This window comes from Streptomyces sp. NPDC058620, from assembly GCF_042717135.1.
GTDB lineage: Bacteria > Actinomycetota > Actinomycetes > Streptomycetales > Streptomycetaceae > Streptomyces.
In genome coordinates, this window is the sequence record NZ_JBHXQO010000028.1 from 41,592 (window position 1) to 63,793 (window position 22,202).

Consider the following 22,202-nt stretch of genomic DNA (forward strand, 5'->3'; position numbering starts at 1 on the left):
GGGAGGCCGGCCGGTGTCGGTGCGACTGATCGTCAGAAGTTTCAGCGAACTGTGCATCACGGTCGGCGCCCTGATCATCCTCTTCGTCCTCTACGTGCTGTTCTGGACGGGCGTGAAGGCGGCCGGAGCCACCGAGGGCGAGATCGACACGCTCCAGAACCAGTGGTCCCAGGGAGCCGTGTCCGCACCGGCACCCGCACCGGCGTCCCCGGCTCCGCGGTACCGGGACGGAAAGCCCTTCGCGATGATGTACATCCCCCGCTTCGGCAAGGGCTGGGAGTGGCCCGTACTGGAGAACACGAAGGTCAGAACCTTGCAGAAGGGGCTCGGCCACTACGCGGGGACCGCGCGTCTAGGGGCGACAGGGAACTTCGCGGTGGCCGGCCACCGGCGGACGTACGGGGACCCGTTCAAGGACTTCCCCCGGCTGCGTCCCGGGGACGCGGTCGTGCTGACGGACGGGGCGACCTGGTTCACGTACCGCATCGGGAAGAAGCCCTACCGGACCGTGCCGGGCGACACCGCGGTCATCGACCCCGTGCCCGTCAGGTCCGGTTTCGACGGCCCGGGCCGCTACCTCACGCTGACCACGTGCGAGCCCGAGTGGGGCAGCAGTCACCGGCTGATCGCCTGGGCCCATCTGGACGCCACCCAGCCTGTGACCGACGGCAGGCCGGCGGCTTTCCACAGCTGACCCACGCCTGAGCCCCGGCCCTTTAGTCTGGTGCTGTACCGAATGGAGGGGACAGCATGTACGGCTGGATCTGGCGGCATCTGCCGGGCAACGCGTGGGTGCGGGCAGTCATCTCGCTCGTGCTGGTCCTGGCTGTTGTCTATGCGCTCTTCCAGTACGTCTTCCCCTGGGCGGAGCCGCTGCTTCCGTTCGGTGATGTCACGGTGGACGGCGAAGGCACCAGTGGAGCGGGGACCGGTCAGTGAGCGCACGCATTCTCGTCGTCGACAACTACGACAGCTTTGTCTTCAACCTCGTCCAGTACCTCTACCAGCTCGGCGCCGAGTGCGAGGTCCTGCGCAATGACGAGGTGACGCCCGCCCACGCCCAGGACGGCTTCGACGGAGTCCTGCTGTCGCCGGGACCCGGCGCTCCCGAGCAGGCCGGGGTCTGCATCGACATGGTGCGCCACTGCGCGGACACGGGCATTCCGGTGTTCGGTGTCTGTCTCGGTATGCAGTCGATGGCCGTCGCGTACGGCGGTGTGGTGGACCGCGCCCCGGAGCTGCTGCACGGCAAGACCTCCCCCGTGACCCACGAGGGCAAGGGCGTGTTCGCGGGACTCCCCTCCCCCTTCACCGCCACGCGCTATCACTCGCTCGCGGCCGAACCAGGCACGGTTCCGCCCGAGCTGGAGGTCACGGCGCGCACGGCGGACGGCATCATCATGGGACTGCGTCACCGTGAACTGGCGGTGGAGGGCGTGCAGTTCCACCCGGAGTCGGTGCTCACCGAGCACGGCCACCTGATGCTCGCCAACTGGCTGGCGCAGTGCGGTGACACGGGGGCCGTGGCGAGGTCCGAGGGGCTCGCGCCGGTGGTGGGCAAGGCCGCCGCGTGAGCGGACTCCGCCCCGAACGAGGTGCCGGAGACGAAGGCCCGTACGCGCAGGGAGCGTACGAGGCCGATGGCACGTTCGTGGCGGCGGTCGACCAGCTCGCGGATCCGCTGACGGACCCTTTGCCGGGGCAGCACGCCTCACCCTGGTTCCGGGCGGGCAACATCCCGGGCAACGAGGCGGCACCACAAGCACAACAGGCACCCCAGCTCCCCCAGGCGCAGCAGGCTCAGCAGGGGCCCCAGCGGGCCCAGGAGGCCCCGAAGGAGTGGTACGACCCCGAAGGCTACCAACGGGACTGGTACCGCCAACAGGAGCCGGTCCAGGCCCCTGCTCAGGCCCCCGCCCCTGCTTCTGCTCAGGCCCCTGCTCCTGCTTCTGCTCAGGCCCCTGCTCCTGCCCCCGGCCCGGCAGCCGTTCCGCCCGTTCAGGCGACCCGCCCCGTGCGGCCCACCGTCCACACTCCCTTGCACGACGAAACGGTCGCACTCCGTACGGCCGATACGCGACGTACAGCGGCAGGTGGTGAGCTGTCCGGCGTGGAGCTCTCGGACGTACACCCCGCGCCGCCGCCGGCGGTGGCGGCCGAACCTCGTACCGGAGGACGCGCCGAGCGCCGGAAGGCGGCGAAGGGGCGAGGCAGGCGACGTACGGAGACCGCGGCCGGGGCGGAACTGGAAACAGCCCGGCCCGCCGCCCCCATGTCACGGGTCGAGGCGCGGAGGGCGGCCCGCGCGGCCAAGGACAGCCCGGCCGTCGTCGCCAGCCGGGTCGTGGGCGAGGTGTTCATCTCGCTCGGCGTGCTGATGCTGCTGTTCGTCACGTACCAGCTCTGGTGGACCAACATCCGGGCCGGCCTGATCGCCGGCAAGGAGACGAACAAGATCCAGGACGAGTGGGCGAACGGGGAGCGCAAGCCCGGGGCCTTCGAGCCCGGTCAGGGCTTCGCCATCATGCACATTCCGAAACTGGACGTCGTCGCGCCGATCGCGGAAGGCATCGACAAGGAGAAGGTCCTCGACCGCGGGATGATCGGTCACTACGGCGAAGGCAAGCTGAAGACCGCGATGCCGTCGGCGAAGCAGGGCAACTTCTCGGTGGCGGGCCACCGGAACACCCATGGGGAACCGTTCCGCTACATCAACAAACTGCGGCCCGGTGACCCGATCGTCGTCGAGACGCAGGACACGTACTACACGTACGAGATGACGCGGACCCTTCCCCAGACGTCACCCTCCAACGTCTCGGTGATCGCCCCCGTCCCTGTCGGTTCGGGGTTCACCGGGCCGGGCCGGTACCTCACCCTGACGACCTGTACGCCGGAATTCACGAGTACGTACCGATTGATCGTCTGGGGCAAGATGGTCGACGAACGGCCGCGCAGCAAGGGGAAGCCCGACGCGCTCGTGGGCTGAACATCATCACGACAGGGGCGGTGCGGTGGCAACGAGGACCGAGCACGAAGCGCGGAACGGCGAGTCCGTGCCTACGGCACGCCCCGGCGGACGCCACCCCGTCGCCACCGCCATCAGCGTCTTCGGTGAGCTGCTGATCACCGCGGGCCTGGTGCTCGGCCTCTTCGTCGTCTACTCCCTGTGGTGGACCAACGTCCTCGCCGACCGCGCGGCCGACAAGCAGGGCAACACGATCCGCGACCGCTGGGCGGGCGGCCCGGGAGCCCTGGACACCAAGGACGGCATCGGCTTCCTGCATGTCCCCGCCATGAAGAACGGCGAGGTGCTGGTCAAGAAGGGCACCAACATCAAGGCGCTGAACAACGGCATCGCGGGTTACTACACGGACCCCGTGAAGTCGGCCCTTCCCTGGGACGAGCAGGGCAACTTCACGCTTGCCGCGCACCGGGACGGGCACGGCGCCAAGTTCCACAACATCCACAAGGTGAAGACGGGCGACTCGGTCGTCTTCGAGACCCGGGACACCTGGTACGTCTACAAGGTCTACAAGAAGCTCCCCGAAACGTCGAAGTTCAACGTCGGCGTGATTCAGCCGGTGCCGAAGGAGTCGGGCGTGACCAAGCCCGGCCGCTACATCACGCTGACGACCTGCACGCCGGTCTACACGTCGAAGTACCGCTACATCGTGTGGGGCGAGCTGGTGCGTACGGAGAAGGTCGACCGGGACAGGACCGAGCCGGTCGAGCTGCGCTGAGGCCGCCAGCCCCTCCGGCGCCGCGTTACCGCGAAGGGCCCCGTTCCACCAGGTCGGTGAACGGGGCCCTTCGAGCGTGCCGGGTGGTGCGGGTGGTGCCTGCCGTGCGGGGTTACGGGTCAGTCCCGGGCGCCCAGGCCGCCGAAGAGGCCGCCGCCGTCGTCCCCACCGCCCCCGCCACCACCGTCGACGGTGAACAGGGTGACCGTGCTGCCCTTCGCCACCGGGGCGTTGCCGCCCGGGTTGCTGTTGGCCACGATGGCGTTCGGCTTGTCCACGGCGCCGGGGGCGAGCGCGACCACCAGACCGAGGCCCTCCAGCTGGCCCTTCACGTCCTGGTACTTCTTGCCCAGGAGGTCGCCGGGGATGGTGACCTGCTCCGGCTGCGGCGGGCCCTTGGAGACCTTCAGGACGATCTGGACGTCCTTGGCCTGCTTGCTCGGCCCGGTCGGGGTCTGCTCCAGGACCGTGCCCACCGGCTCGTTGGAGTCGACCTCCGCCTTCGAGACGTTGGCGAAGCCGAGAGCGTTGAGCTGGGCCAGCGCCGCGTCGTACGTCCGGGTGCGGACGTCGGGCAGGTTGTACATCTTCTCCTTGGCCACGGTGATCGTGACCTCGGACTCCTTCTGGGCCTTCGAGCCACCCGCCGGGTTCTGCTTGACGACCGTGTCCGGCGTCTGCTCGGACTCGACCGACTCGACGGTCACCGAGAAGCCCTGTTCCTCCAGCGCCTTGCGGGCGTCGGCCTCGGTCTCGTCGGTGACGTCGGGGACCTCGACCTTCGGCGCTCCGCTGGAGACGACGACCGTGACGGTCTCCCCCTCCGCCATGTTGCCGGTATCCGGCGACTGGCTGCAGATCTTGTCCTTCGCCTGGGTCTCGCAGGGTTCCTTGCCGCCGACCTTGAGGACGACGCCGGCGTTGTCCGCGAGTCTCTGCGCTTCCGGCACGGTCGAACCGACCATGTTCGGCACGTCCACCTGGCCGCTGTCGCCTCCGTTGGAACCGAAGACGGACTTACCGATCAGGATGGCGCCGATCAGTACCAGAATGCCCGCCACGATCAGGAGGATCGTCGAGGTGCTGCTCTTCTTCTGGTTCTGGCGCCGCCGGTCCGGGCGGTCGTCGTATCCGTGGTCGTCCGCGCTGACGGGCGGCAGCATGGATGTCTGCGCGTTGTTCGGGTCGGCCTGGCGCAGGGCGGTCGTGGGCTGGTCCTGGCCGTAGCCGCCGTAACCGCCGTAGCCGGCCGCGCCCATCGCCGCCGTGGCCGCGACCGGCTGACCGTCGAGGCATGCCTCGATGTCGGCCCGCATCTCGTCGGCGGACTGGTACCGGTAGTCGGGGTCCTTGGTGAGGGCCTTCAACACGATCGCGTCCATCTCGGGCGTGATCTCGGGGTCGAAGTTGCTCGGCGGCTGAGGCTCTTCCCGTACGTGCTGGTAGGCGACCGCGACAGGTGAGTCCCCTATGAACGGGGGCCGGACCGCGAGCAGCTCGTAGAGCAGGCAGCCCGTGGAGTACAGGTCGGAGCGCGCGTCGACCTGCTCGCCCTTGGCCTGCTCCGGGGAGAGGTACTGGGCGGTGCCGATGACGGCGGCGGTCTGCGTCATCGTCATGCCGGAGTCGCCCATGGCCCGGGCGATGCCGAAGTCCATGACCTTGACCTGCCCGGTGCGCGTCAGCATGACGTTCGCCGGCTTGATGTCGCGGTGGACGATCTGGGCGCGGTGCGAGTACTCCAGCGCCTGGAGGATGCCCACCGTCATCTCGAGGGTGCGCTCGGGCAGCAGCCTGCGACCGGAGTGCAGCAGTTCCCTGAGCGTCGACCCGTCGACGTACTCCATCACGATGTACGGGATGGAGACCCCGTCGACGTAGTCCTCGCCGGTGTCGTAGACAGCGACGATCGCGGGGTGGTTGAGCGAGGCGGCGGACTGGGCCTCACGGCGGAACCGGGCCTGGAAGGACGGATCGCGGGCCAGATCGGCCCGCAGCGTCTTCACGGCGACGGTGCGGCCGAGCCGGGTGTCGTGCGCGAGGTAGACCTCGGCCATGCCACCACGGCCGAGCACCGAGCCCAGCTCGTACCGGCCGCCGAGGCGACGCGGCTCTTCCATACGTTCCAGCCCTCTCCGTCAGTCCCGACCGCACCCGTGTGTGGTCCGGCGGTGCGCTGTTCGCGCATACGCTACCGGGCACGCCCTATGTGATCGGCCCGCCCCCGTCAGCTGATATCTGACCGGTATCCCAATGTGCTGGTAGGACGGCCGCTGTGACGGGCCTCACTTGCTGTCGATGACCGCCTTCATCACATTCCTGGCGATGGGGGCGGCCAGTCCGCCACCGGAGATGTCGTCCCGGTTGGCGTTGCCGTCCTCGACCACCACCGCCACGGCGACCGGGGAGCCGCTGTCGGTCCTGGCGTACGAGATGAACCAGGCGTACGGCTTCTCGCTGTTGTTGAGACCGTGCTGGGCGGTACCGGTCTTGCCTCCGACTGTGACGCCGTCGATCCGGGCGTTGGTTCCCGTGCCCTCGCTGACGACGGTCTCCATCATCTGCTGGACCTTCTGGGCGTTCTCCCCCGAGAGCGGCTGACCGAGCTGCTCCTTCTCGTGGGTGTAGATGACGTCCAGGTTGGGCGCCTGGCGCTCGGCGACCATGTACGGCTGCATGAGCTTGCCGTCGTTGGCGATCGCGGAGGCGACCATGGCCATCTGGAGCGGGGTGGTGCGGTTTGACGCCTGGCCGATGCCCGCCATCGCGTTCTGCGGCCGGTTGTCCTTGGGGTAGATGCTGGCGTCGGCGCGGACCGGAGTGAAGATCTCCTTGTTGAAGCCGAACTTCTCGGTCTGCTCGATCATCTTCTCGTTGCCGAGGTCGTCGCTCACCTTGCCGAAGACGCTGTTGCAGGACCAGCGGAGCGCTTCCCGGAGAGAGGCGTTCTCACACGGGATGTTGCCCTCGTTCTTCAGCGGGACGGTGGTCTGGGGCAGCGTCCAGGGAAGCGGGGAATCGGTCTTCGCGTCGATGTCGTCGTACAGGCCGTTCTCCAGCGCCGCGGCGGCGGTGACGACCTTGAACGTCGAGCCGGGCGGGTAGGTCTCCCGCAGGGCCCGGTTGAGCATCGGCTTGTCTTTGTCCTTGAGGAGCTTCTGCCGGGCGTCCGAGTCCTTGAGCGAGTTGCCCGCGAAGACCGAGGGATCGTACGAAGGGGTGCTGGCCAGAGCCAGGATGGCGCCGGTCTGCGGGTCGATCGCCGCGACTGCGCCCTTCTTGCTGCCGAGGCCCTTGAAGGCGGCCCTCTGGGCGGCGCCGTTCAGCGTGGTGACGATGTTGCCGCCGGTCTTCTTCTCGCCGGTGAACATCGACAGCGTCCGGTCGAAGAAGAGCTGATCGTCGTTGCCGGTGAGGATGCCGTCCTCGAGGCTCTCCAGCTGGGAGGCGTCGAATGCCTGGGAGGAGTACCCGGTGACGGGCGCCCACAGGGGGCCGTCCTTCCAGACCCTCTTGTACTTGAAGTCGCTGCCGGTGGTCTCGACGGAGCCGGTGACGGGATTGCCGTCGACGATGATGTTGCCGCGCTCGTGCGCGTATCGCTCGATCTGGACGCGGCGGTTGTGCTTGTGATTGTTCAGCTCGTCCGCGCGGACGTACTGGAGCCAGTTGTCCCGGACCAGCAGGGCGAGGACGAGGACTCCGCAGAAGATCGCGATCCGGCGCAGAGGCTTGTTCACGGCCGGACCACCTGGGTCATTTCGGCATCGGTGGAGGGCGCGGGCGCCGGAGCGGGGCGGCGTGCGGTGTCGCTGATACGGATCAGGATGCCGATCAGCGCCCAGTTGGCGATCACGGACGAGCCACCGGCCGCGAGGAACGGCATGGTCATACCGGTCAGCGGGATGAGTCCCATGACGCCGCCGGCGACGACGAAGACCTGGATCGCGAAGGCACCGGAGAGCCCGATGGCCAGCAGCTTGCCGAACGGGTCACGGGCCGCCAGTGCGGTGCGTACGCCGCGCTCGACGATGAGCCCGTACAGGAGGAGGAACGCCATCATGCCCGCGAGCCCGAGTTCCTCGCCCACGGTGGCGAGGATGAAGTCGGTGTTCGCGGCGAACAGGATGAGGTCGGAGTTGCCCTGGCCCAGTCCGGTGCCGAGCGTGCCGCCGGAGCCGAAGGACATCAGCACCTGGGCCATCTGCTCGCTGGCCGCATGGGTGTTCCAGCCGCCGAAGGGGTCGAGCCAGGCGGTGACGCGGTCCTGCACGTGCGGTTCGAAGGAGGCGACGCCGACGGCGCCCGCCGCCGACATGGCCAGCCCGAAGACGATCCAGCTGGTGCGCTCGGTCGCCACGTACAGCATGACGACGAACATTCCGAAGAAGAGGAGCGAGGTGCCGAGGTCGGTCTCGAAGACCAGGATCAGGATGGACATCGCCCAGATCATCAGGATCGGTCCGAGGTCCCGGCCGCGCGGGAGGTACATGCCCATGAAGCGGCGGCTGGCGAGCGCCAGGGCATCGCGCTTGACCATCAGGTATCCGGAGAAGAACACCGCGATGATGATCTTCGCGAATTCGCCGGGCTGGATGGACCCGAGGCCCGGGATCGTGATCCAGATCTTCGCGCCGAACTGTGCCGGGAAGAACATCGGCAGGATCAGCAGAACCAGCGCGACCACCATGGAGATGTAGGTGTAGCGCTGGAGGATGCGGTGATCCTTGAGCAGGATCAGTACGCCGATGAACAGGGCAACGCCCATGGCCGAGAAGATCAACTGCTTGGAGGCGGCGGGCGCGAAGCTGGGAAGCCGAAGCAGCCGCTCCGACTGGTCCAGGCGCCAGATGAGCGCCAGGCCGAGGCCGTTGAGCAGCGTCGCCAGCGGCAGCAGCAGCGGATCGGCGTACTTGGCGAACCTCCGCACCGCGAGGTGGGCCACGCCGCCGAGGAGGGCGAGCCCGGCCCCGTATCCGAGCATGCCGGAGGGCAGCTCGCCGTTGATCGCGAGGCCCACGTTGGCGTAGGCGAACACCGAGATGACGACGGCGAAGACGACAAGCGCCAGCTCGGTGTTGCGGCGGCTCGGTGCGTCGATCGCGCCGATGGTGGTCGTGTTGGTGACAACGCTCATGTGCTGGGGCCCCCTACGGCTTACTGCTTACCGCACTGCGGGACCAGCTTTTTCTCTTCCTCCGAGAGGCTGGGGCCGGGAGTGGGAGTCGCTGCGGTCTGCGTGGTCCCCGTGGCGGCGGACGTGGCGGAAGTCTTGTCTGCGGGTGCACCGGCGGTGCCCCCTGCCTGGCCCTCGCCGGTGCGGGCGTCGGCCTCGGCCTCGGCTGCGCGGCGCTGGGCGTCCTTCTTGCAGGCGGATGCCTGGGCGGCGAGTTCGCCGACCTTCTTGCGGGCATCGGCGAGGCTGCCCTCGGCGATGGTCGCCTCGACCTGCTTGCGCTGGTAGGGCGGGAGGTACTTCAGTTCGATCTCGGGGTGGTCCTTCGCGACCTTCGAGAGCGATACCCAGGCGAGGTCCTGGCTGATGCCGCGGTACAGGGCGACGTTCTCGCCCTTCGCACCCACGTAGTACTGCGTCTGCGTCCAGCGGTAGCCGCCGTACAGACCGCCGCCGATGACGGCGAGCGCCAGGATTACGTACAGGGACCCCTTCAGCCACCTCCGGCCGCCGCGACGCGGCTTGGTGAGGTCGTCGTCGGTGTACGAACCGAAGGCGCCGTCCGGCGCTCCGCCGTAACCGTTGTCGTCTCCGCTGCCGGGCGGGCCGAAGCCGCCGGCGGGCGGCGGGACGGGGCGGCCCAGTCCGGCCGCGCGTCCCGCCGGGGTCTGCATGGCCCCGCCGTCGTTGTGCTGGGCGGCCTGGTTCTCGGCGACCGCTCCGACGATGACCGGGGTGTCGTTGAGCTGAGCGGCCAGGGTGTCGTTGCTGTCGACGTCCAGGACGTCGGCCACGATGCAGGTGATGTTGTCGGGACCGCCGCCGCGCAGAGCGAGCTGGATGAGGTCCTGGATGGTCTCCTGCGGGCCCTGGTAGCTGGCCAGGGTCTCTTCCATCGTCTGGTGGGAGACGACGCCGGAAAGTCCGTCGGAACAGATCAGATAGCGGTCGCCGGCCCGGACCTCACGGATGGAGAGATCGGGTTCGACGTGGTCGCCGCTGCCCAGTGCCCGCATCAGCAAGGAGCGCTGCGGGTGGGTGGTGGCCTCTTCCTCGGTGATCCGGCCCTCGTCGACGAGGCGCTGCACCCAGGTGTGGTCCTGGGTGATCTGCGTCAGCACTCCGTCGCGCAGAAGATAGGCGCGGGAGTCGCCGACGTGGACGAGGCCGAGGCGCTGACCGGTCCAGAGCAGGGCGGTGAGCGTGGTGCCCATGCCCTCCAGCTGGGGGTCCTCCTCGACCATCAGACGCAGCTGGTCATTGGCCCGCTGGACCGCTGTGCCGAGCGAGGTCAGGATGTCGGAACCCGGCACGTCGTCGTCGAGCTGGACGAGCGTGGAGATCACCTCTGAGCTGGCGACCTCTCCGGCCGCCTGGCCGCCCATGCCGTCGGCGATGGCGAGGAGGCGAGGGCCGGCGTAGCCGGAGTCCTCGTTGCCTTCCCGGATCATGCCCTTGTGCGATCCGGCGGCGAAGCGCAGGGACAAGCTCATGCGCACCTCGCCCGTCGGCTCGGGGTACAGCCGGTCTCGAGCCACACTGCCCACCCTCCGGTCGGGAGCCGGGCAGCGTCCGTCGTAAGGACCGCCGCGGCTCGCTCGCTCCGCTCGCTCATTGTCGTACTACTTCCGCAGCTCGATGACGGTCTTGCCGATGCGGATCGGCGCGCCCAGCGGAACAGGCGTCGGGGTGGTGAGTCGGGTCCGGTCGAGATACGTGCCATTGGTGGACCCGAGATCCTCGACGATCCACTGGCCGTCACGGTCCGGGTAGATCCTGGCATGCCTGCTGGACGCGTAGTCGTCGTCCAGCACGATCGTTGAGTCGTGCGCCCGGCCCAGGGTGATGGTCTGGCCCTGGAGCGCCACCGTAGTACCGGTGAGGGTGCCTTCGGAGACGACCAGCTTGGTGGGTGCCCCGCGGCGCTGGCGCCCGGGCTGCTGGCGTTGCTGCGGTGGAGCAGCAGCAGCGGATGGTTGGCGCCCCTGCTGCGGGCGCGCGTCGGCGGCAGTGCGGCGTGAGCCGCGCTGCGTTACGCGCGTTCCGAACAGGTCGCTTCTGATGACCTGGACGGCCACGATCACGAACAGCCACAGAACGGCTAGGAAACCTAGCCGCATGACCGTCAGGGTCAGCTCTGACATTGCCCCCGCTTCACCCTTCGGCTTGCCGGTAAACGATGGTGGTGCTGCCCACGACGATCCGCGAGCCGTCGCGGAGCGTAGCGCGGGTGGTGTGCTGCCCGTCTACCACGATGCCGTTGGTAGACCCGAGATCCTGGATCGTCGAGGGCGTTCCGGTCCGGATCTCACAGTGCCGGCGCGAGACGCCGGGATCGTCGATCCGCACGTCGGCTTCGGTGCTGCGACCCAGCACCAGCGTCGGGCGGGAGATCTGATGGCGGGTGCCATTGATCTCGATCCAGCGCCGTACCTGTGCGTCCGGCAGGGGGCCGGGCGTGCTCGGTGGGCGCCGGTCGTTCGAGGGACCGCCGGGCCGTCCTGCGCCGGGCGGCGGGGCCGCGGGCATGGGAGGTGCGGCGGTCGGGGGGTAGCCGTAACCGCCGGGTGCCTGCGGGGCGGCGGGCCGCCCCGGGCCTGGCCGGTTCGGCTGTACGTGCTGGGGAGGGCCGGCCGGCTGTCCGGGCTGACCCTGCTGTGACGAACTCGACGCGAGCGTCCGGCTGCGGACACGGTAGAGCCCGGTGTCGAGGTCGTCGGCCTTCTCCAGGTGGACCTTGATCTGGCCCATGAAGGTGTAGCGCTGCTGCTTGGCGTAGTCCCGTACGAGGCCGGAGAGCTCGTCCCCGAGCTGTCCGGAGTACGGGCTGAGCCGGTCGTAGTCGGGGGTGCTCAGTTCGACGATGAAGTCGTTGGGGACGACGGTCCGCTCGCGGTTCCAGATCGTGGCGTTGTTGTCGCACTCGCGCTGGAGGGCGCCCGCGATCTCCACCGGCTGGACCTCGGACTTGAAGACCTTGGCGAAGGTGCCATTGACCAGACCTTCGAGACGCTGCTCGAAACGCTTCATGACTCCCATGGGGCACCTCCTCCGGTGTCGTCGTCCCTGTACCGCTTACTGATCGTATCCACGCGTCGGGAAATCGGCTGGTTCCCCTTGTCTGCCCAGTGGATGAGTGTCACCCCTCACATGGATCGTAGAGGTGGCCTCCTCACAGTGTCCCGCACGCGGGGTGCGATCAGGAGGAGTGGGGGGCGGCGCTCCGCGTTCCCGCTTCCCCACATGTGTTCGCCAAAACAACGGATGTGAATCCACCCAGTCCATCGTGCTAATCTTCCGGATGTCGCCAGGCGCTCACACCAAACGGTGAGAGAGTCTCAAAACAACACTCATGCGCGAGTGGCGGAACGGCAGACGCGCTGGCTTCAGGTGCCAGTGTCCTTAGGGACGTGGGGGTTCAAATCCCCCCTCGCGCACAACGAAGCACCGATGGTTGGTGCTTGGTGGTAACGCAGGAACGGTCGTCATCGGAATCCCGGTGGCGGCCGTTTTTCGTTGCGCGACAGTGGCCTGTTTCACGTGAAACGCCCGCTTTGAGCCGAGCGGGCGGCGGGTGGCAGGTGGGCGCGGGTACCGCTACTCAGCCGCTGCCTCGCCGGCGGAGTTGTAGCGCAGCAGGTACCGCGCGAACTGGGAGAGGTCTTCCGCCGTCCAGTCCCCGAGCCGTTGCCGGTAAGCGGCCCGGCGGCTGGCCTTGGTCGATGCGAGGGCCTGCGTTCCGGCCTCGGTGGGGCGCAGCACCTGGATGCGGTGATCGGCGGGGTCCGAGTGACGCTCGACCAGGCCCAGCTTTTCCAGGGCTCCGATCTGTCGGCTGACGGTCGACTTGTCGAGCATGTAGTGCGCGGCCAGATCGGCGGCGCGGCAGCCGTGCTGTTCGTCGATATGGGCCAGCAGGGTGTACGAGACCAGCGGCAGTTGCGGGTGCAGTCGTGCGGCTGCCGATCGGGCGCGGCGCGCGAAGGCGGTCAGCTCGCGCTGAATGACGTCGAGCGACTCTTCGCGTTCCCCGGGTGTGCCTGTCACCGCTTCACCTTCCAGTTCACCTTTCCGGAATCCGCCTCTGCCGGATTTCAGTTGTATAGTACAACGGAACTTGCAGTTGTAAAAGCCAACCATTGGAGCTGTTCTCGATGTCCGCAGGCCCGAACAACGCCTCCGGCTCACCGGCCGCCGTGTTGCGCCATGTGCTGAGCCATCTCGTCACCCCGCTGCTGATGTGCGTGGGCATGGGCTTCGCCTACCTGGGCGCCTTCCATGCCCCGGCACCGCACGACATGAGGGTCGATGTGGTGGGCTCGGGCCCGAGCGCCCAGGTACTCGCCCAGACACTGCAGGACAAGGGTGACGGCGCACTGAGCGTGCGTACGGTGGCCGACCGCGCAACCGCCGAGGACCACTTGAGCACGCAGGCGAGTTACGGGGCGTACCTGCCGGGGAAGAGCCCGGAGCTTCTCGTGGCCTCCGCCTCGTCGGACACCAGCGCCACGGTGGTGGAGAAGGTCTTCACCAGGGTGGCGGCCGAACAGGGCGAGCCGCTGATGGTGACGGACGTGGCGCCGTCGGCGGACGGGGACGCGACGGGGCAGGGCATCTTCTTCCTGCTGGTCGTGCTGAGCATCGGCTCGTACGCGTCGGTCGCGGTGATCGGCGGTGCGGGCGCGGCGCTGGCGTTGTGGATCAGGGCCGCACTGGCGGCGGGGGCCTCGCTCGTGGTGAGCGTGATCGGCATGGCGCTCGCCGGACCGGTCTTCGGCCTGGTGGACCACGGGCTCGGTGGGCTCTGGGCGATGGCCTGGCTCTACTCGGCGGGCATCCTGCTGATCGGTGTCGGACTGCACACCTTCCTCAAGCGCTGGACGACGCTGAGCCTGATGGTGCTGTTCGTCATGCTCAACTTCACCAGCTCCGGCGGCATCTTCCGGCCCGAGGTGCAGCCCGGGTTCTTCGGCGCACTTCACTCGTTCTGGAACGGCGCGGGCTTCGTCGAGGGCGTGCGCAGCCATGTGTACTTCGGTGGCCATGCGCTGGGCGGGCACCTGCTGGTGCTCACGCTGTGGTTCGTGGCGGGTCTGGCCCTCATGGGCATGGCCGGCCGGGCGGAGGCGCAGCGGCGTCGGGCTGTCGTGGCTCCGGTCCCCCCGATTGCGGAGGGGGCCCGGCCGGAGGAGCGGCCGGAAGCGCGGCAGATCGGTGCCGGTACCGATGAGGATGCCGAGGAGGAGATGGAGGAGGCCGTCGTCGTCTGACCGGGCGGGATCGTCTGACCGGCGGAATCACGACCTGCTCGCTGTTGTCCACAGGGTGATCGGGGACTTGTCCACAGGGGCGGACGCTTGTCGGCGAACGGCGGTACCGTCATCGGGAATTGATGGCGGACGGCCGGAAGACGGGGGAGGCGGCGTTCCATGAGTGAGATCGATACGACTGCATGGGGACAGCGGAGCGGGGCGGGTGCCGCACGCATTCCGGTCGTGCCCGGGTTCGCGCGGCGCGCGGCACTGGGCTCGCCCGCTTCGGCGGGGGCCAACGGGTCGCTGAAGGCCGCGGGCAAGGCGCTGAGGGGCAAGGTGGAGCGGTCGGCGCACAGCTCGCTGGTCCTGCCTCCCGGCCGGCCCGACGCCGTTCAGGCGGTCGAGGAGTCGAACCGCGGCCGTGTGCCCGGGCTGACGCCGATAAGGGTGGGGCGGATGGCGGCCACCCCGTTCGCCTTCATGCGCGGCTCGGCGGGCCTGATGGCCCACGACCTCTTGGGCACGCCGGTCACCGGGGTGGGTGCGCAGATCTGCGGGGACGCGCATGCGGCCAACTTCGGTCTGTACGGAGACGCGCGCGGAAATCTCGTCATCGATCTGAACGACTTCGACGAGACGGTCTTCGGCCCGTGGGAGTGGGACCTCAAGCGGCTCGCCACCTCGCTGGTGCTCGCGGGCCGTGAGGCCGGTGCCGACGAGGCCACCTGCCGCAAGGGTGCGTACGACACGGTGGGCGCCTACCGGCGGACGATGCGGCTGCTGGCCGGACTGCCGGCGCTCGACGCGTGGAACGCGATCGCGGACGAGGAGCTCGTCTCGCACACGGACGCGCGGGACCTCGTCGGGACTCTGGAGAGGGTCTCGGAAAAGGCGAGGAACAACACGAGCGCCCGGTTCGCAGCCAGGTCCACGGAGGACTCCGGGGACGGCGGGCGCCGCTTCATCGATGCTCCGCCGGTGCTGCGCCGGGTGCCGGACGAGGAGGCCGCGGCAGTCGCCGCGGGGCTCGGCGGCTATCTGAGTACGGTCTCCGAGGACCGGGTGCCGCTGCTGGCCCGGTACGCCATCCACGATGTGGCGTTCCGGGTGGTCGGCACTGGAAGCGTCGGGACGCGGTCCTATGTGGTGCTGCTGCTGGATCACCGGGGCGAGCCGCTGGTGCTTCAGGTGAAGGAGGCCCGGCCCTCCGCGCTGGCGCCCTATCTGCCGCAGGCTGGCTTCGACGTGGCCGAGATCGCGCACGAAGGGCGCAGGGTGGTGCTCGGACAGAAGCGGATGCAGGTCGTCAGCGACATATTGCTCGGCTGGGCCGACGTCGAGGGGAGGCCCTTCCAGGTCCGTCAGTTCAGGAACCGCAAGGGCAGCGTGGACCCGGCGGCACTCGCGGCCGAACAGGTCGACGACTACGGGCGGATGACCGGTGCGCTGCTGGCACGCGCCCACGCGCACAGCGCCGACCCCCGTCTGCTGGCGGGTTACTGCGGCAAGAACAGCGAGCTGGACGAGGCGATGGCGTCCTTCGCCGTGACGTATGCCGACCGGACGGAAGCGGATCATGCCGAGCTGGTGCGGGCCGTCGCGGCGGGGCGGATAGCCGCCGAGCTCGGCGTCTGACGGAGATCCCGGCGACCGGACGTCCGCGGGGCGCCGGTCCTGGCCATACGCTGGACGGGTGACCCACGAAGCCGCCGGGGTGCCAACCACCCGGAACGACGATGACCGGCAGGACAACGACCGGCAGGACGAGCCGCACGACGCGCAGGACGCGTCGCAGGACGGCCGGCCCCACGGCGCGGACGGTGCGGCCCCGGCCGGGGGCGATGCTGCCAGGGGCGATGCTGCCTCGGCGGAGGGTGGTGCGGCCCCGGTGGAGGGGGCGGCGCCCCGTCCGGAGGACCGGCTCGCCAGGGCTGTGCGGGTGGCCGAGCAGGCGTTGATCGAGTTCGAGATCGCGGTGGAGACCTTCCGGGTCGAGGTCGAGAACTTCTCCCGGCTGCACCACCAGAAGCTCGGCCCGGTGTACGCCCGGCTCGACGAGCTGGACGCGCTGATCGCGGAGGCCCGTGCGTCCCGGACCGGAGATCCGGAGGATGTGCGCAAGGCCCAGGAGGCGCGCGCGATCGTCATGCCGATGCCGGGGGTCGAGGAGCTGTTCCACGACTGGATGGACTCCGACGGTCTGTCTCCCGAGGCCGCCGCGATGCTCACCGAGCAGCCCGTCCGGCCGCCCAAGCGGGTCAGGCCCAGCGAGGAGGCCCGCAAGCTCTACCGCGAGCTGGCACGCAAGGCGCACCCGGATCTCGCGCCGGACGAGAAGGAGCGGGAGCGCCGCGACGAGTTCATCACCCGGGTGAACGCCGCCTACGGGCGTGGGGACGAGGCGCAGCTGCGGGAGCTGGTCCAGGAATGGGAGACCGGTCCGGTCGCACCCGAGGCCCGGTTCAGCGAGAGCGAAGAGCTGTACGCACGGCTGGAGTGGCTCAGCCGGCGCAAGGAACTGCTGACGGTGCTGGCCCAGGAGCTGGAGCAGAGCGCCATCGGGTCGATGCTGCGCATGGCTCCCGACGACCCGGACCGGCTGCTCGAGGACATCGGCGAGAAGCTGCTGGCTGAGGTTTCTCAGCGTGAGGCCGAACTGGCGGACCTGGTGCAGTAGCGTTTCGGGTGTCCCTGCCGTGCGCGTACGAGAGAAGGCATGACCCATGAATTTCGCCCCGCTGCCCTCGGTGGATGCTGCGGCAGTGCCGTCGGACGGCTTCGTGCTGGACGTCCGGGAGGACGACGAGTGGGCGGCCGGGCATGTCGAGGGTGCGCTGCACATCCCCATGAGCGACTTCGTGGGCCGCTTCGGTGAACTGACCGAGGCGGCGGAGGACGGGCGGCGTGTCCATGTGATGTGCCGGGTCGGCGGCCGGTCGGCCCAGGTGACGCAGTACCTGGTCCAGCAGGGCATCGACGCGGTGAACATCGACGGCGGCATGCAGGCGTGGGACGGTGCCGGACGGCCGATGGTCGCGGACGGCACGAGCCCGGCCTTCGTCCTCTGAGGGATCAGCCGAGGGGGTGGGCGGCCAGCAGGTCGCCCAGTGCCTCCTCATGGGCGGCCGCCGGCCCCAGCGAGAGCTCGATCTGCTTCGCCCAGGCGTGGAAGCGGTGCAGGGGGTAGTCCGTGTCGGCGCCGATACCACCGTGCAGGTGCTGTGCCGTCTGCACGACGCGGCGTACGCCTTCCGATGCCCAGATCTTCGCCACGGCGATGTCGCCCGCGGCGGGCAGGGCTCCGTCGGCTCCGGTGGAGATCCGCCAGGCCGCCTGCCAGAGGGTCACTTCCATGGCGCGCAGATCGATGTACCGGTCGGCGGTCTGTACGGCGACGGCCTGGAACGTGGCCACGGGAGAACCGAACTGTTCCCGCTTGCCCGTGTAGGCGCTCGTCATGGCGAGCACGCTCTCTCCCAGACCGAGGGCCAGGGCGCAGGTCCCGGTCGTGAGGAGGTCGCGCAGCCATTCCCAGGCGCCTGCGGCTTCGATCAGCTCACGGTCGTCGATGCGGACCGAGTCGAGGCTGACCTCGGCGTAACGCTCGCCGTTGGTGGAGACCTGCTCGGCGAGACCGACGCCGTCGTGCGTCCGGCGGACCAGGGCGAGGACGGCCTGTCCCTCCCCTGTGTGGGCGGGCACCGCGATCCAGTCCGCGCACTGGGCCCACGGCACCGCTGACTGCACCCCGTCGAGCACCCACTCGCCTTCGGCCTCGGCCCCTGCCCCAGCTGTGGTCTCCGCCCCGATCCGCGGGGCTCGGCGGGCCACGACGGCGAGCTCTGCCGGGTCGTGCCCGGTGCGGCCGTTGGCGCCGACGGTGAGGACCAGCTCGCCCCGGCCGAACTTCGGCAGCAGCTCCGCCGCCAGTGCGGCGTCGCCGTACCGCTGAACGGTCATGGCGACCGCGCATGCCTCCAGCAAGGGAACCCGGGCCAGCACCCTGGCCGACTCGCGCAGCACCAGGCAGAGCGCGACCAGGTCGAGCCCGGCCCCGCCGCGCTCCGGGGCCAGCGTGAGGCTCAGCAGATCGGTGCGGGCGAGCCCGGCCCAGAGCGGCCGGTCCATGTCCTCGGCCACCGCCCCCGGGGTCAGGGCCGGGCTGGGGACACCGTCGGGTGCGACTCCTGCGAAGACCGATGTCGCCGCCTCGACGGCTGCCTGCTGTTCCTCGGTGAAGGTGAAGTCCACTGTCCCGGCCTCCCGCGAACCGTAGTGTCCGTGAACCGATGGGCCCGCAGCCGGACCTGACGGCTCGTCAACATAGAACAGGTTCTAGGAGAAGGGAACAGGGCGGTACTGAGGGCCGGACCGTCAGCGGTCGAAGTCGAGCTCCACCTCCGGGGTGACCGGGTGCGACTGGCAGGCCAGGACGAAGCCGGCCTCGGTCTCCTCCGGCTCCAGCGCGAAATTGCGGTCCATCCGGACCTCACCCGATACGAGGAACGCGCGGCACGTGCCGCACACCCCGCCCTTGCATGCGTACGGGGCGTCCGCTCGGCTGCGCAGCACCGTCTCCAGAAGCGATTCCGCTTTCTGCACCGGCCAGCTCCCCGAACGGCCGTGGAGGGTCGCGGTGAGGGTGCTGTCCGTGGGCGCTTCGATGCGCGTGGCGGGGGCCGGGCTGTCCTCGACGTGGAAGATCTCCTGGTGGATGCGGGACCGGTCGACGCCCAGTTCCCGCAGCGCCTTGTCCGCCCCCTGCACCAGACCCAGCGGCCCGCAGAGGAACCAGCCGTCCACGTCCGCGACGGAAAGCAGCGCCGGCAGCAGGCCGGTGAGCCGCTCGCGGTCCAGACGGCCGGAGGGAAGACCGGCTGCCTGCTCCTCCCGGGAGAGGGCGGTGACCAGCTGGAACCGGTCCGGGTAACGGTCCTTGAGGTCCGCCACCTCGTCGAGGAACATCGTCGAGGCGGCGGTCCGGTCGCTGCGGATCAGGCAGAAGCGGGACTCGGGTTCGCGGGCCAGCAGCGTCGACGCGATCGACAGCACCGGCGTGATGCCGCTGCCGCCGACGACCGCGGCGAAGAAGCCCGGCCGAGGCCGGAGCACGAAGCGGCCCATCGGGGGCATCGCCTCCACCTGGTCACCGACGGCCAGTTCCTTGAGGGCGTACGTGGAGAACGCCCCTCCGTCGACCATGCGGATACCCACGCGCAGCACCGGGTCGTCCGGTGCCTCGACGGCGGGCGCGCAGATCGAGTACGACCGGCGGATCTCCTGGCCGTCGAGGCTGTAGCGCACGTTGAGGTGCTGGCCCGGGGCGTGGCGGAAGGTCTCGCGCAGTTCGGGTGGCACGGCGAAGGTGACGGCCACCGCATCGTCCGTGATCCGTTCGATCGCGCTGACCCGGAGCGGATGGAACATCTACAACTCCTTGAAGTGGTCGAACGGCTCGCGGCAGGCCACGCAGCGGCGCAGCGCCTTGCACGCGGTGGAGGAGAACCGGCTCAGCAGTTCCGTGTCGGTCGACCCGCAGTTCGGGCAGCGCACCGCCAGGGTCAGCGGCACCGGCCCGTCCGGGCCGCCCTGCGGCCGCGGGGGTGCGATACCGAACTCCGAGAGCTTGCGCCGTCCCTCGTCGCTGATGTCGTCCGTCGACCAGGCCGGGGCGAGGACGGTGACGACCGAGACGTCCTTCATTCCGTGGTCGTGCAGCACCCGCTCGATGTCGGCGGACATGGTCTCGATCGCCGGGCAGCCCGTGTACGTCGGGGTGAGCCGCACCGTGACGCTGTCGGGGCCGTCCATCCGGACACCGCGGAGCACGCCGAGCTCCTGCAGGGTCAGTACGGGAAGCTCGGGGTCGGGAACCGCGCCCGCGAGCCTGTGCAGCTCCGCTTCCAGGCGGGTCTCGGTCACCATGACGCCCCCGGGTGGCTGCGGTGCAGGTGCTGCATCTCGGCGATCATCCTGCCGAAAGGCTCGGTGTGCAGTCCCTGCCGTCCGGCCCCGGCCTGCCAGCCCCCCGACTGCCGTCCGGCCGGGATGGTGAGGGTGGCCCGCTCCACCACGTCCGTCACGGCGGCGAGCCAGCCGGCCTGGAGCGCCCGCCAGTCGATGCCGATGCCCTCGACGGGCTGGAAGAGCTCGCCGGTGAAGCGCCACAGTACGTCCAGTCCGCTCTGCATGCGCTCGTGGCTCTCGGCCGTGCCGTCGCCGAGGCGCAGGGTCCACTGCTCGGCATGGTCGCGGTGGTAAGCGACCTCCTTGACCGCCTTCGCGGCGAGGTCCGCGAAGGCGCCGTCACCGGCCGCCAGCCGTTCGTACAGCAGGTGCTGGTAGACGGAGAAGTAGAGCTGCCGGGCGATGGTGTGCGCGAAGTCGCCGTTGGGCTGCTCGACCAGCTGGACGTTGCGGAAGGCCCGCTCCTCACGGAGATAGGCCAGCTCGTCCTCGTCGCCGACGAGCGACAGCAGAACGCGTGCCTGTCCCAGCAGGTCCAGGGCGATGTTGGCGAGCGCCACTTCCTCTTCCAGCACGGGGGCGTGGCCTGCCCACTCTCCCAGCCGGTGCGAGAGCACCAGCGCGTCGTCGCCGAGGGCGAGGGCCGCGGTCACAGGTGCTTCACCCCTTCCGGGATCTCGTAGAACGTGGGGTGCCGGTAGGGCTTGTCGCCGGCCGGTTCGAAGAACGAGTCCTTCTCGTCCGGCGACGAGGCAGTGATCGCCGTCGACGGCACCACCCAGAGGGAGACGCCCTCGGAGCGGCGGGTGTACAGGTCGCGTGCGTTGCGCAGAGCCATTTCGGCGTCCGGGGCGTGCAGGCTGCCTGCGTGGGTGTGGGACAGTCCGCGCCGTGAGCGCACGAACACCTCCCACAGCGGCCAGTCGGTCGAGCTGCTCATGCCGTCGCCTCCCCGGGCTGTGTGGTCGTTCCGGTGGGCCCGGGCCGTCCTGTCGTGTGTTTCGTGGCGTACGCCGCCGCCGCGTCGCGGACCCAGGCGCCCTCTTCGTGCGCTGTGCGCCGCTGGGCGAGGCGCTGCTCGTTGCAGGGGCCGTTGCCCTTGAGGACCTCCTGGAACTCCGTCCAGTCGATGTCCCCGAAGTCGTGCCGGCCCAGCTCCTCGTTCCACCGGATGTCCGGGTCGGGGAGGGTGAGCCCGAGCGCTTCGGCCTGGGGGACACAGATGTCCACGAAGCGTCGGCGCAGCTCGTCGTTGGAGTGCCGCTTGATCTTCCAGGCCATCGACTGCTCGGAGTGCGCCGACGCGTCGTCCGGCGGGCCGAACATCATCAGGGACGGCCACCACCAGCGGTTCACCGCGTCCTGCGCCATCTCGTGCTGGGCCGGGGTCCCACGGCTGAGGGCGAGCAGCAGCTCGTAGCCCTGGCGCTGATGGAAGGACTCCTCCTTGCAGATCCGGACCATCGCGCGGGCGTACGGACCGTAGGAGCAGCGGCAGAGAGGCACCTGGTTGGTGATCGCGGCGCCGTCCACCAGCCAGCCGATCGCTCCGACGTCCGCCCAGGTCAGCGTCGGATAGTTGAAGATCGACGAATAGCGCTGGCGCCCGGCGTGGAGCTTGTCGAGCAGCTCCTCACGGCTCGTGCCCAGGGTCTCGGCGGCGCTGTAGAGATACAGCCCGTGTCCCGCCTCGTCCTGGACCTTGGCCATCAGGATCGCCTTGCGGCGCAGCGAGGGCGCACGCGTGATCCAGTTGGCCTCGGGCTGCATGCCGATGATTTCCGAGTGGGCGTGCTGGGCCATCTGGCGGACCAGTGAGGCCCGGTACGCCTCCGGCATCCAGTCGCGCGGCTCGATCCGGTCGTCCGCCGCCACCGCCGCGTCGAACACCGCCGTGCGGGCCGCGTCCTGCGCTGTGTCCGCCGCGCCTGCCGCCCTGTGCTTCTGCTGGTCCGCAGTCACTGCCGCCATCCCGGGCTCCCTACCGACCGATCGTTCGGTTCAATGACTTCAATGGTGAGTCGGCGGCCCGTAGGGTGTCAACCCTGTGGATAACCGAGGTGT

22 protein-coding genes and 1 tRNA gene are annotated in these 22,202 nt (G+C 69.4%); 10 read left to right on the forward strand and 13 right to left on the reverse strand.

What is annotated here, in order from left to right; all coding sequences use genetic code 11:
* Nucleotides 1-13 precede the first annotated feature (13 nt).
* Genes ACFWSK_RS23660 through ACFWSK_RS23680 form a run of 5 tightly spaced genes read left to right on the forward strand, consistent with a single transcriptional unit; the run spans nucleotide 14 to nucleotide 3,740 of the window.
* The gene (locus ACFWSK_RS23660) at nucleotides 14-694 is read left to right on the forward strand and encodes a class E sortase (RefSeq protein WP_383789559.1); all 681 of its coding nucleotides are present in this window, start codon (nucleotides 14-16) and stop codon (nucleotides 692-694) included.
* Nucleotides 695-750: 56 nt separating this feature from the next.
* Nucleotides 751-939, forward strand: a complete 189-nt coding sequence (locus ACFWSK_RS23665) for a hypothetical protein (RefSeq protein ID WP_383789562.1) — start codon at nucleotides 751-753, stop codon at nucleotides 937-939.
* The gene (locus ACFWSK_RS23670; RefSeq protein ID WP_383789565.1) at nucleotides 936-1,574 is read left to right on the forward strand and encodes an aminodeoxychorismate/anthranilate synthase component II; all 639 of its coding nucleotides are present in this window, start codon (nucleotides 936-938) and stop codon (nucleotides 1,572-1,574) included. Before ACFWSK_RS23665 ends, ACFWSK_RS23670 begins: the two co-directional genes overlap by 4 nt.
* Nucleotides 1,571-2,986 (forward strand): class E sortase, encoded by a 1,416-nt coding sequence (locus ACFWSK_RS23675; RefSeq protein ID WP_383789568.1) that lies wholly within the window; start codon nucleotides 1,571-1,573, stop codon nucleotides 2,984-2,986. Before ACFWSK_RS23670 ends, ACFWSK_RS23675 begins: the two co-directional genes overlap by 4 nt.
* Before the next feature lie 25 nt (nucleotides 2,987-3,011).
* Nucleotides 3,012-3,740: a class E sortase gene (locus tag ACFWSK_RS23680; protein WP_383789571.1), complete on the forward strand. Its 729-nt coding sequence runs from the start codon at nucleotides 3,012-3,014 to the stop codon at nucleotides 3,738-3,740.
* Nucleotides 3,741-3,859: 119 nt separating this feature from the next.
* Here ACFWSK_RS23680 and pknB read toward each other — a convergent pair whose 3' ends face one another.
* The 6 genes from pknB to ACFWSK_RS23710 form a co-directional block, all read right to left on the reverse strand.
* Nucleotides 3,860-5,860 carry a Stk1 family PASTA domain-containing Ser/Thr kinase gene (gene pknB, locus ACFWSK_RS23685; protein WP_383789574.1) on the reverse strand — a complete coding sequence of 667 codons (2,001 nt, stop codon included), beginning with the start codon at nucleotides 5,858-5,860 and terminating at the stop codon, nucleotides 3,860-3,862.
* Between the two features lie 165 nt (nucleotides 5,861-6,025).
* Nucleotides 6,026-7,480 carry a peptidoglycan D,D-transpeptidase FtsI family protein gene (locus tag ACFWSK_RS23690; RefSeq protein WP_383789578.1) on the reverse strand — a complete coding sequence of 485 codons (1,455 nt, stop codon included), beginning with the start codon at nucleotides 7,478-7,480 and terminating at the stop codon, nucleotides 6,026-6,028.
* Nucleotides 7,477-8,877, reverse strand: coding sequence for an FtsW/RodA/SpoVE family cell cycle protein (locus tag ACFWSK_RS23695; protein ID WP_383789581.1), 1,401 nt, complete (start codon nucleotides 8,875-8,877; stop codon nucleotides 7,477-7,479). Before ACFWSK_RS23695 ends, ACFWSK_RS23690 begins: the two co-directional genes overlap by 4 nt.
* Nucleotides 8,878-8,897: 20 nt before the next feature.
* Nucleotides 8,898-10,409, reverse strand: coding sequence for a PP2C family protein-serine/threonine phosphatase (locus ACFWSK_RS23700; RefSeq protein ID WP_383789584.1), 1,512 nt, complete (start codon nucleotides 10,407-10,409; stop codon nucleotides 8,898-8,900).
* 129 nt (nucleotides 10,410-10,538) lie between these two features.
* A complete protein-coding gene (locus ACFWSK_RS23705; protein ID WP_382725982.1) occupies nucleotides 10,539-11,060 on the reverse strand; it encodes an FHA domain-containing protein in 522 nt (173 codons plus the stop codon).
* Nucleotides 11,061-11,070: 10 nt separating this feature from the next.
* Entirely contained in the window at nucleotides 11,071-11,955 is an 885-nt protein-coding gene (locus tag ACFWSK_RS23710) for an FhaA domain-containing protein (protein ID WP_383789587.1), read from the reverse strand.
* 315 nt (nucleotides 11,956-12,270) lie between these two features.
* On the opposite strand from ACFWSK_RS23710, the gene ACFWSK_RS23715 reads away from it, so the two are divergent.
* Nucleotides 12,271-12,353, forward strand: a tRNA-Leu gene (locus ACFWSK_RS23715).
* 160 nt (nucleotides 12,354-12,513) lie between these two features.
* Here ACFWSK_RS23715 and ACFWSK_RS23720 read toward each other — a convergent pair.
* On the reverse strand, nucleotides 12,514-12,963 hold the full coding sequence (locus ACFWSK_RS23720; RefSeq protein ID WP_383789589.1) for a MarR family winged helix-turn-helix transcriptional regulator: 450 nt from the start codon (nucleotides 12,961-12,963) through the stop codon (nucleotides 12,514-12,516).
* 107 nt (nucleotides 12,964-13,070) lie between these two features.
* Here ACFWSK_RS23720 and ACFWSK_RS23725 point away from each other — a divergent pair, with 107 nt between their 5' ends.
* The 4 genes from ACFWSK_RS23725 to ACFWSK_RS23740 all read left to right on the forward strand — a co-directional run bounded on the left by ACFWSK_RS23725 (nucleotide 13,071) and on the right by ACFWSK_RS23740 (nucleotide 17,239).
* Nucleotides 13,071-14,186, forward strand: a complete 1,116-nt coding sequence (locus tag ACFWSK_RS23725) for a hypothetical protein (RefSeq protein WP_383789592.1) — start codon at nucleotides 13,071-13,073, stop codon at nucleotides 14,184-14,186.
* 159 nt (nucleotides 14,187-14,345) lie between these two features.
* Nucleotides 14,346-15,806: a DUF2252 domain-containing protein gene (locus ACFWSK_RS23730; protein ID WP_383789595.1), complete on the forward strand. Its 1,461-nt coding sequence runs from the start codon at nucleotides 14,346-14,348 to the stop codon at nucleotides 15,804-15,806.
* Between the two features lie 58 nt (nucleotides 15,807-15,864).
* On the forward strand, nucleotides 15,865-16,848 hold the full coding sequence (locus tag ACFWSK_RS23735; protein WP_383789597.1) for a hypothetical protein: 984 nt from the start codon (nucleotides 15,865-15,867) through the stop codon (nucleotides 16,846-16,848).
* A 46-nt stretch (nucleotides 16,849-16,894) separates the two neighbouring features.
* Complete coding sequence (locus tag ACFWSK_RS23740) at nucleotides 16,895-17,239, forward strand: rhodanese-like domain-containing protein (RefSeq protein ID WP_383789600.1); 345 nt, start codon at nucleotides 16,895-16,897, stop codon at nucleotides 17,237-17,239.
* A 4-nt stretch (nucleotides 17,240-17,243) separates the two neighbouring features.
* Here the strand turns inward: ACFWSK_RS23740 and ACFWSK_RS23745 are convergent, their stop codons facing one another.
* The 6 genes from ACFWSK_RS23745 to paaA all read right to left on the reverse strand — a co-directional run bounded on the left by ACFWSK_RS23745 (nucleotide 17,244) and on the right by paaA (nucleotide 22,109).
* Nucleotides 17,244-18,422: an acyl-CoA dehydrogenase family protein gene (locus ACFWSK_RS23745; RefSeq protein WP_383789603.1), complete on the reverse strand. Its 1,179-nt coding sequence runs from the start codon at nucleotides 18,420-18,422 to the stop codon at nucleotides 17,244-17,246.
* A 123-nt stretch (nucleotides 18,423-18,545) separates the two neighbouring features.
* Nucleotides 18,546-19,598 (reverse strand): 2Fe-2S iron-sulfur cluster-binding protein, encoded by a 1,053-nt coding sequence (locus ACFWSK_RS23750; protein WP_383789606.1) that lies wholly within the window; start codon nucleotides 19,596-19,598, stop codon nucleotides 18,546-18,548.
* The gene (paaD, locus tag ACFWSK_RS23755; protein WP_383789609.1) at nucleotides 19,599-20,096 is read right to left on the reverse strand and encodes a 1,2-phenylacetyl-CoA epoxidase subunit PaaD; all 498 of its coding nucleotides are present in this window, start codon (nucleotides 20,094-20,096) and stop codon (nucleotides 19,599-19,601) included. It abuts the gene before it with no gap.
* The gene (paaC, locus tag ACFWSK_RS23760) at nucleotides 20,090-20,791 is read right to left on the reverse strand and encodes a 1,2-phenylacetyl-CoA epoxidase subunit PaaC (RefSeq protein WP_383789612.1); all 702 of its coding nucleotides are present in this window, start codon (nucleotides 20,789-20,791) and stop codon (nucleotides 20,090-20,092) included. Before paaC ends, paaD begins: the two co-directional genes overlap by 7 nt.
* Complete coding sequence (gene paaB / locus ACFWSK_RS23765) at nucleotides 20,788-21,078, reverse strand: 1,2-phenylacetyl-CoA epoxidase subunit PaaB (protein WP_069171673.1); 291 nt, start codon at nucleotides 21,076-21,078, stop codon at nucleotides 20,788-20,790. Before paaB ends, paaC begins: the two co-directional genes overlap by 4 nt.
* Nucleotides 21,075-22,109, reverse strand: a complete 1,035-nt coding sequence (paaA, locus tag ACFWSK_RS23770; RefSeq protein WP_383789615.1) for a 1,2-phenylacetyl-CoA epoxidase subunit PaaA — start codon at nucleotides 22,107-22,109, stop codon at nucleotides 21,075-21,077. The genes paaB and paaA overlap by 4 nt, the downstream gene beginning before the upstream one ends.
* Nucleotides 22,110-22,202: the final 93 nt, after the last annotated feature.